This window comes from Lysobacter sp. (assembly GCF_035655815.1).
Lineage (GTDB): Bacteria > Pseudomonadota > Gammaproteobacteria > Xanthomonadales > Xanthomonadaceae > Lysobacter_J.
Map to the genome: position 1 here is coordinate 1 of NZ_DASRTS010000049.1, position 6,749 is coordinate 6,749.

Genomic DNA, 6,749 nt, shown 5'->3' on the forward strand with positions numbered 1-6,749 from the left:
TGGGAACACGTCGCGCGGCAGTACCCCGGTCCGTCCCGAAGCTCTTCGGGACATGGCGGACCTGGGGAATCGTCGCGTCCGCTTCTCAGTCTGGGCGGGCCGGGTAACCGGCCTGCCTCGTTTTTTGCAGGGAAGGTTGCCGCTGCGCAGGGTTTCGGGCTCCGGCAATCATTGAATCCAGGGGTTCCGCGCACCCAGCCGCGGGCCCGTCGCTCTTTTAACGAAGGAATTCCGTCATGGCGGACCAAAAGATCCGGATCCGGCTGAAGGCGTTCGATCATCGACTGATCGACCGTTCGGCCAGCGAGATCGTCGAAACGGCCAAGCGGACGGGCGCCCAGGTGCGCGGCCCGATCCCCCTGCCGACCAAGATCGAGCGTTACACCATCCTGACGTCGCCGCACGTCGACAAGGATGCGCGTGACCAGTACGAAACCCGCACGCACAAGCGCGTGCTCGACATCGTCGACCCCAACGACAAGACCGTGGACGCGCTGATGAAGCTCGAGCTCGCGGCGGGTGTCGATGTGCAGATCAAGCTGACCTGAGGCCACCACCATGACCGCGAAGAAATATTCGTTGGGCATCGTCGGTCGCAAGGCCGGCATGAGCCGTTTCTTCACTGAAGACGGCAAGTCGGTGCCGGTGACCCTGATCGAGGCGACCCCGAACCGCATTACCCAGATCAAGACCCAGGAAACCGACGGCTACAGCGCCGTGCAGGTGACCGTGGGCGTGCGCCGCGCCGCGCTCGTCAACAAACCGACCGCCGGTCACCTCGCCAAGGCGAAGGTCGAAGCCGGTCGCGGCCTGTGGGAGCTGCGCGTGGAAGACGACCAGATCAACGGCTTCGAAGTCGGCGGCGAGATCAAGGCCGACATCTTCAGCGCCGGGCAGCTGGTCGACGTCCAGGGCGTCACCAAGGGCAAGGGCTTCCAGGGCACGATCAAGCGCTGGAACTTCACGATGGGCGACGCGACGCACGGTAACTCGCTGTCGCACCGCTCGCCGGGCTCCATCGGCCAGCGCCAGACGCCGGGCCGCGTGTTCCCGGGCAAGAAGATGGCCGGTCACATGGGCGCAGAAACCCAGACCACGCAGCGCCTGGAAGTGGTGAAGGTCGACGCCGAGCGCGGCCTGATCGCCATCAAGGGTGCCGTGCCGGGTGCGCCGGGTGGCGACGTCATCGTGCGTCCCTCGAGCAAGGCATAAGGAGAGATGACGATGGAACTCGCCATCACCAATAGCAGCAAGACGCTGTCGGTTTCCGATGCGATCTTCGGCCGCGAATTCAGCGAAGACCTGGTTCACCAGGTGGTCGTTGCCTATCGCAACGCCGGTCGCGCCGGCACCAAGGCGCAGAAGACCCGTTCGGAAGTCAACGGCACGACCAAGAAGTCGAAGAAGCAGAAGGGCGGCGGTGCGCGTCACGGCGCGCTGACGGCTCCGATCTTCGTCGGCGGCGGCGTGACCTTCGCGGCCAAGCCGCGCAGCTTCGCGCAGAAGGTCAACCGCAAGATGTACCGCGCCGCGATGGCCGCGATCCTGTCCGAGCTGAACCGCCAGGGCCGCATCATGGTCGTCGAGTCGTTCGACATCGAAGCGCCGAAGACCTCCGGCCTGATCGCCAAGCTCAAGGGCCTGGAAGTCGGCAAGCGTCCGCTGATCGTCACCGAAGACGCCACCGAGAACCTGTACCTCTCGGCGCGCAACCTGCCGTACGTCGAAGTGCGTGACGTCCAGGGCCTGGATCCGGTTGCCCTCGTCGGCGCCGACTCGGTCGTGGTCACCGCCGACGCGGTCAAGAAGATCGAGGAGTGGCTGGCATGAACGAGGCCAAGCTCTACAACATCATCCGTGCGCCGCGCGTGTCCGAAAAGACCGCCCGTCTGCAGGAAGTTTCCAACCAGTACGTCTTCGAAGTCGCGACGGACGCTACCAAGGCCGACATCAAGGTCGCCGTGGAAAAGCTGTTCGAAGTGAAGGTTGAAGCGGTCAACGTCGTGAACGTCAAGGGCAAGAACAAGTCCTTCCGTTTCCGCGCCGGCAGCCGCGGCAACTGGCGCAAGGCGTACGTGACGCTGGCCGAAGGCCAGTCGATCGACGTGATGGCCAAGGCCTGAGGAAAGACCCATGGCATTGATGACTTTCAAGCCCACCTCCGCCGGCCGCCGCAGCGCGGTTCGCGTGGTGACCCCGGGCCTGCACAAGGGCGCGCCGCACGCGGCGCTCGTCGAGAAGCAGGGCAAGACCGGCGGTCGTAACCACCACGGCCGTATCACCACCCGTCACATCGGTGGTGGTCACAAGCAGCATTACCGCATCATCGACTTCAAGCGCGACAAGGAAGGCATTCCGGCGCGAGTCGAGCGCATCGAGTACGACCCGAACCGCACCGCGCACATCGCGCTGCTGTGCTACGTCGACGGTGAGCGCCGTTACATCATCGCCCCGAAGGGCCTGAAGGACGGCGACCAGGTGATCGCCGGCCGCGACGCGCCGATCAAGGTCGGCAACACGCTGCCGCTGACCAACATCCCGGTCGGTTCGACGGTGCATTGCATCGAGATGAAGCCGGGCAAGGGTGCCCAGCTGGCCCGCGCCGCCGGCGCCGGCGTCCAGCTGATCGCACGCGAGCAGGGCTACGCCACGCTGCGTCTTCGCTCCGGCGAAATGCGCAAGGTACCGGCCGAGTGCCGCGCGACCATCGGCGAAGTCGGCAACGACGAGCACAACCTCGAGAAGCTGGGCAAGGCCGGCGCCAAGCGTTGGCGCGGTGTTCGCCCGACCGTCCGCGGTGCGGCCATGAACCCGGTCGACCACCCGCACGGCGGTGGTGAGGCCAAGGCCGGCCAGGGTAACCCGCATCCGGTCACCCCGTGGGGTGTGCCGACCAAGGGTTACAAGACCCGCAAGAACAAGCGCACCCAGCAGTTCATCGTGCGCGATCGCAGGAGCTAATCGGCCATGGCACGTTCACTGAAGAAAGGCCCGTTCGTCGACCATCATCTGATGAAGAAGGTCGAGACCGCGGGCAACAACAAGAAGCCGATCAAGACCTGGTCGCGTCGCTCGATGGTGCTGCCGGAGATGGTGGGTTTCACCATCGCCGTGCACAACGGCAAGAACCACATCCCGGTGCTGGTCAACGAGAACATGGTTGGCCACAAGCTTGGCGAATTCGCCCTGACCCGTACGTTCAAGGGTCACGGCGGCGACAAGAAGTCGGGCAAGTAAGGAGATGACCATGGAAGCGAAAGCCATCCTGCGCACCGCGCGCATCTCCCCGCAGAAGGCCCGCCTGGTCGCCGACCAGGTGCGTGGTCTGTCGGCCGAGCGCGCCGTCAACCTGCTGAAGTTCTCCGACAAGAAGGCCGCCCACCTGATCAAGAAGGTGGTCGAGTCCGCTATTGCCAACGCCGAGAACAACCAGGGCGCTGACATCGACGAGCTCAAGGTCAAGACCATCATGGTGGACGAGGGTCCCGCACTGAAGCGCTTCATGGCGCGTGCGAAGGGCCGCGGCACCCGCATCCTCAAGCGCACCAGCCACATCACTGTGGTTGTGGGCGCGGGCAAGTAAGGCGGAGTCAGACAATGGGTCATAAAGTTCATCCCACCGGCATCCGCCTGGGCATTGCCAAGGACTGGAATTCCAAGTGGTTTGCCAACAAGAAGCAGTACGCCGGTTTCCTGGCGGCGGACCTGAAGGTCCGTGACCTGCTGCGCAAGAAGCTGGCGCAGGCCGGCATCTCGAAGATCTTCATCGAGCGTCCGGCCAACAACGCCCGCGTGACCATCCACACCGCCCGCCCGGGCGTGGTGATCGGCAAGCGTGGCGAGGACATCGAGAAGCTGCGCAAGGAAGTGAGCGCGGTGATGGGCGTCCCGGCGCACATCAACGTGACCGAGGTCCGCAAGCCGGAGCTCGACGCGCAGCTGGTCGCCGAGTCGATCGCGCAGCAGCTGGAGCGCCGCATCATGTTCCGCCGGGCGATGAAGCGCTCGGTCGGCAACGCGATGCGCCTGGGCGCGCTGGGCATCAAGATCAACGTCGCCGGTCGTCTGAACGGCGCCGAGATCGCGCGCTCGGAGTGGTACCGCGAAGGTCGCGTGCCGCTGCACACGCTGCGTGCCGACATCGACTATGGCTTCGCGGAAGCCAAGACGACCTACGGCATCATCGGCATCAAGGTCTGGATCTACAAGGGCGAGATCTTCGATTTCTCCCAGGTCGGCCAGGAGAAGCAGGAAGAAACGCCGCGCGGCGAGCGTAGCGAGCGTCCGGCCCGTCCGGCCCGCGAGCGTCGTGAGGCGAAGGAGTAAGCCATGCTGCAACCCAAGCGAACCAAGTACCGCAAGGTACACAAGGGCCGCAACGAGGGCCTGAGCTGGAACGGCAACGCCGTCAGCTTCGGCGAGTACGGCCTGAAGGCGACGGCGCACGGTCAGCTGACCGCGCGCCAGATCGAGGCAGCGCGTCGTTCCATCAGCCGCTACGTCAAGCGCGGCGGCAAGATGTGGATCCGCGTGTTCCCCGACAAGCCGATCACCAAGAAGCCGATCGAAGTCCGAATGGGCTCCGGTAAGGGCAACGTCGAGTACTGGGTCGCCCAGATCCAGCCCGGTCGCATGATTTACGAGATCGAAGGCGTGAGCGAAGACGTTGCGCGTGAAGCGTTCCGTCTGGCCGCCGCCAAGCTCTCGGTGACCACCACTTTCGTTACCCGGACGGTGCGCTAATGGAACTGAAGCAACTGCGCGAGAAGTCGGCTGACGAACTCAAGGCCCACCTGGCCGAGCTGCACAAGGAGAGCTTCGCCCTCCGCATGCAGAAGGCCACCGGCCAGCTCGCCAAGACCCATGAGTCCCGCCGCGTGCGCCGCGAGATCGCTCGCGTGAACATGCTGCTCGGCGAGAAGAAGTAAGGACCCCAGTCATGACCGACAACAATACAGAGAAGGCTGTGCGCACGGTTGAAGGCCGGGTCGTCAGCAACAAGATGGACAAGACCGTCACCGTGCTCATCGAGCGCCAGGTCAAGCACGCGCTGTACGGCAAGTACATCCGCCGCTCGACCAAGCTCCATGCCCACGACGCCGAGAACGCCTGCAAGGAAGGCGACATCGTGCGTGTGAAGGAGATTGCTCCCATGTCCAAGACCAAGAACTGGAGCGTGGTTGAAATCGTCAGCCGCGCGGCCGAATAAGAGGAGGCTGAGTCATGATCCAGATGCAGAGCTACCTCGATGTGGCCGACAACTCCGGTGCCAAGGAAGTGATGTGCATCAAGGTGCTGGGCGGCTCCAAGCGCCGTTACGCCGGCATCGGCGACATCATCAAGGTGACCGTCAAGGACGCGATCCCGCGTGGCAAGGTCAAGAAGGGCGACGTCTATGACGCCGTCGTCGTGCGCACCCGCAAGGGCGTGCGCCGTCCGGACGGTTCGCTGATCCGCTTCGACGGCAACGCGGCCGTGCTCCTGAACAACAAGCAGGAACCGATCGGTACCCGCATCTTCGGGCCTGTGACCCGCGAGCTGCGTACCGAGAAGTTCATGAAGATCGTCTCGCTCGCTCCTGAAGTGCTCTGAGCGGAGGAATTGATATGAACCGTATCCGCAAGGGCGATCAGGTAATCGTCACCACCGGCAAGGACAAGGGCAAGAAGGGCGAAGTCGTTCGCGTGCTCGGCGAGAAGGTCGTCGTGTCGAACGTCAACGTCGTCAAGCGCCACACCAAGCCGAATCCGCAGGCTGGCCAGCCGGGCGGCGTGGTCGAGCGCGAAGCGCCGATCCACATTTCCAACGTGATGCTGTTCAACCCGGCCACTGGCAAGGGTGAGCGCGTTGCTTTCAAGGTGCTGGAGGATGGACGCAAACTGCGTGTGTTCCGCTCCAGCGGTGAGGCGGTTGACGCCTGAGGAATGCTCAAATGACCACGCGTCTTGAAAAGTTCTACAAGGACGAAGTCGTCCCGGCCCTGACCAAGAAGTTCGGTTACACGAACCCGATGGAAGTGCCGCGCCTGTCCAAGATCACGATCAACATGGGCGTCGGCGAAGCCGCGACCAACAAGAAGATCCTGGAGAACGCCGTCGCCGATCTGACCAAGATCTCCGGCCAGAAGCCGATCGTGACCAAGTCCCGCGTGTCGGTGGCTTCGTTCAAGATCCGCGACGGCTGGCCGATCGGCTGCAAGGTAACGCTGCGCCGCGCCCAGATGTTCGAGTTCCTGGACCGCCTGATCAACATCTCGCTGCCGCGCGTGCGTGACTTCCGCGGCGTGTCGGGTCGTTCGTTCGACGGCCGTGGCAACTACAACATGGGCGTCAAGGAGCAGATCATCTTCCCGGAGATCGACTTCGACCAGGTCGACGCGCTGCGTGGCATGGACATCGCCATCACCACCACCGCCAAGACCAACGAGGAAGCCCGCGCCCTGCTCGAGGCGTTCCGCTTCCCGTTCCGCAACTGACCGGACAAGAGACCCATGGCCAAGACCTCAATGATCAACCGCGAAGCGAAGCGCGCGAAGCTGGCGAAGAAGTTCGCCGCCAAGCGCGATGCGCTGAAGAAGATCGTCAGCAGCGAGTCGGCGAGCTACGAGGAAAAGATGGACGCGGCGGTCAAGCTGCAGAAGCTTCCCCGTGACTCCTCGCCCGCCCGCCAGATCACGCGCTGCGCCCTCACCGGCCGTCCGCGCGCCGTGTACAGCAAGTTCGGCCTGGGCCGCAACATGCTGCGCAAGG

At 64.0% G+C, this 6,749-nt stretch carries 15 protein-coding genes; all 15 read left to right on the top strand.

The features are described 5' to 3' along the window. The first annotated feature begins 236 nt into the window (after window positions 1-236). On the top strand, window positions 237-548 hold the full coding sequence (rpsJ, locus tag VFE83_RS13810; RefSeq protein ID WP_024891232.1) for a 30S ribosomal protein S10: 312 nt from the start codon (window positions 237-239) through the stop codon (window positions 546-548). 10 nt (window positions 549-558) lie between these two features. Then, the gene (rplC, locus tag VFE83_RS13815; RefSeq protein ID WP_324907113.1) at window positions 559-1,212 is read left to right on the top strand and encodes a 50S ribosomal protein L3; all 654 of its coding nucleotides are present in this window, start codon (window positions 559-561) and stop codon (window positions 1,210-1,212) included. 12 nt (window positions 1,213-1,224) lie between these two features. Then, the gene (gene rplD, locus VFE83_RS13820) at window positions 1,225-1,830 is read left to right on the top strand and encodes a 50S ribosomal protein L4 (RefSeq protein ID WP_324907115.1); all 606 of its coding nucleotides are present in this window, start codon (window positions 1,225-1,227) and stop codon (window positions 1,828-1,830) included. After that, window positions 1,827-2,123 (top strand): 50S ribosomal protein L23, encoded by a 297-nt coding sequence (gene rplW, locus VFE83_RS13825; RefSeq protein ID WP_309264018.1) that lies wholly within the window; start codon window positions 1,827-1,829, stop codon window positions 2,121-2,123. The genes rplD and rplW overlap by 4 nt, the downstream gene beginning before the upstream one ends. A 10-nt stretch (window positions 2,124-2,133) precedes the next feature. Continuing rightward, entirely contained in the window at window positions 2,134-2,961 is an 828-nt protein-coding gene (gene rplB, locus VFE83_RS13830; protein WP_283212438.1) for a 50S ribosomal protein L2, read from the top strand. A 6-nt stretch (window positions 2,962-2,967) separates the two neighbouring features. After that, a complete protein-coding gene (gene rpsS, locus VFE83_RS13835; protein ID WP_057943874.1) occupies window positions 2,968-3,237 on the top strand; it encodes a 30S ribosomal protein S19 in 270 nt (89 codons plus the stop codon). Window positions 3,238-3,247: 10 nt separating this feature from the next. Then, window positions 3,248-3,583, top strand: coding sequence for a 50S ribosomal protein L22 (gene rplV / locus VFE83_RS13840; protein WP_115843977.1), 336 nt, complete (start codon window positions 3,248-3,250; stop codon window positions 3,581-3,583). Between the two features lie 14 nt (window positions 3,584-3,597). Next, the gene (rpsC, locus tag VFE83_RS13845) at window positions 3,598-4,326 is read left to right on the top strand and encodes a 30S ribosomal protein S3 (protein WP_324907125.1); all 729 of its coding nucleotides are present in this window, start codon (window positions 3,598-3,600) and stop codon (window positions 4,324-4,326) included. Window positions 4,327-4,329: 3 nt separating this feature from the next. After that, the gene (rplP, locus tag VFE83_RS13850; RefSeq protein ID WP_119719432.1) at window positions 4,330-4,743 is read left to right on the top strand and encodes a 50S ribosomal protein L16; all 414 of its coding nucleotides are present in this window, start codon (window positions 4,330-4,332) and stop codon (window positions 4,741-4,743) included. Then, the gene (rpmC, locus tag VFE83_RS13855) at window positions 4,743-4,928 is read left to right on the top strand and encodes a 50S ribosomal protein L29 (RefSeq protein ID WP_115843868.1); all 186 of its coding nucleotides are present in this window, start codon (window positions 4,743-4,745) and stop codon (window positions 4,926-4,928) included. The genes rplP and rpmC overlap by 1 nt, the downstream gene beginning before the upstream one ends. Before the next feature lie 11 nt (window positions 4,929-4,939). Further along, window positions 4,940-5,209, top strand: coding sequence for a 30S ribosomal protein S17 (gene rpsQ / locus VFE83_RS13860; RefSeq protein ID WP_158982366.1), 270 nt, complete (start codon window positions 4,940-4,942; stop codon window positions 5,207-5,209). Window positions 5,210-5,223: 14 nt separating this feature from the next. Then, window positions 5,224-5,592: a 50S ribosomal protein L14 gene (gene rplN / locus VFE83_RS13865; RefSeq protein ID WP_056136003.1), complete on the top strand. Its 369-nt coding sequence runs from the start codon at window positions 5,224-5,226 to the stop codon at window positions 5,590-5,592. 14 nt (window positions 5,593-5,606) lie between these two features. Further along, on the top strand, window positions 5,607-5,921 hold the full coding sequence (gene rplX / locus VFE83_RS13870) for a 50S ribosomal protein L24 (RefSeq protein ID WP_324907132.1): 315 nt from the start codon (window positions 5,607-5,609) through the stop codon (window positions 5,919-5,921). Between the two features lie 11 nt (window positions 5,922-5,932). After that, window positions 5,933-6,475, top strand: coding sequence for a 50S ribosomal protein L5 (gene rplE, locus VFE83_RS13875; RefSeq protein ID WP_324907134.1), 543 nt, complete (start codon window positions 5,933-5,935; stop codon window positions 6,473-6,475). Window positions 6,476-6,490: 15 nt separating this feature from the next. Next, the coding region (rpsN, locus tag VFE83_RS13880) for a 30S ribosomal protein S14 (protein ID WP_324907136.1) at window positions 6,491-6,749 on the top strand (259 nt) is incomplete at its 3' end.

Bases quoted from the DNA above. Each gene is read 5' to 3' on its own strand.
- rpsJ (WP_024891232.1), top strand. From the start codon at position 237: ATGGCGGACCAAAAGATCCGGATCCGGCTGAAGGCGTTCGATCATCGA.
- rplC (WP_324907113.1), top strand. From the start codon at position 559: ATGACCGCGAAGAAATATTCGTTGGGCATCGTCGGTCGCAAGGCCGGC.
- rplD (WP_324907115.1), top strand. From the start codon at position 1,225: ATGGAACTCGCCATCACCAATAGCAGCAAGACGCTGTCGGTTTCCGAT.
- rplW (WP_309264018.1), top strand. From the start codon at position 1,827: ATGAACGAGGCCAAGCTCTACAACATCATCCGTGCGCCGCGCGTGTCC.
- rplB (WP_283212438.1), top strand. From the start codon at position 2,134: ATGGCATTGATGACTTTCAAGCCCACCTCCGCCGGCCGCCGCAGCGCG.
- rpsS (WP_057943874.1), top strand. From the start codon at position 2,968: ATGGCACGTTCACTGAAGAAAGGCCCGTTCGTCGACCATCATCTGATG.
- rplV (WP_115843977.1), top strand. From the start codon at position 3,248: ATGGAAGCGAAAGCCATCCTGCGCACCGCGCGCATCTCCCCGCAGAAG.
- rpsC (WP_324907125.1), top strand. From the start codon at position 3,598: ATGGGTCATAAAGTTCATCCCACCGGCATCCGCCTGGGCATTGCCAAG.
- rplP (WP_119719432.1), top strand. From the start codon at position 4,330: ATGCTGCAACCCAAGCGAACCAAGTACCGCAAGGTACACAAGGGCCGC.
- rpmC (WP_115843868.1), top strand. From the start codon at position 4,743: ATGGAACTGAAGCAACTGCGCGAGAAGTCGGCTGACGAACTCAAGGCC.
- rpsQ (WP_158982366.1), top strand. From the start codon at position 4,940: ATGACCGACAACAATACAGAGAAGGCTGTGCGCACGGTTGAAGGCCGG.
- rplN (WP_056136003.1), top strand. From the start codon at position 5,224: ATGATCCAGATGCAGAGCTACCTCGATGTGGCCGACAACTCCGGTGCC.
- rplX (WP_324907132.1), top strand. From the start codon at position 5,607: ATGAACCGTATCCGCAAGGGCGATCAGGTAATCGTCACCACCGGCAAG.
- rplE (WP_324907134.1), top strand. From the start codon at position 5,933: ATGACCACGCGTCTTGAAAAGTTCTACAAGGACGAAGTCGTCCCGGCC.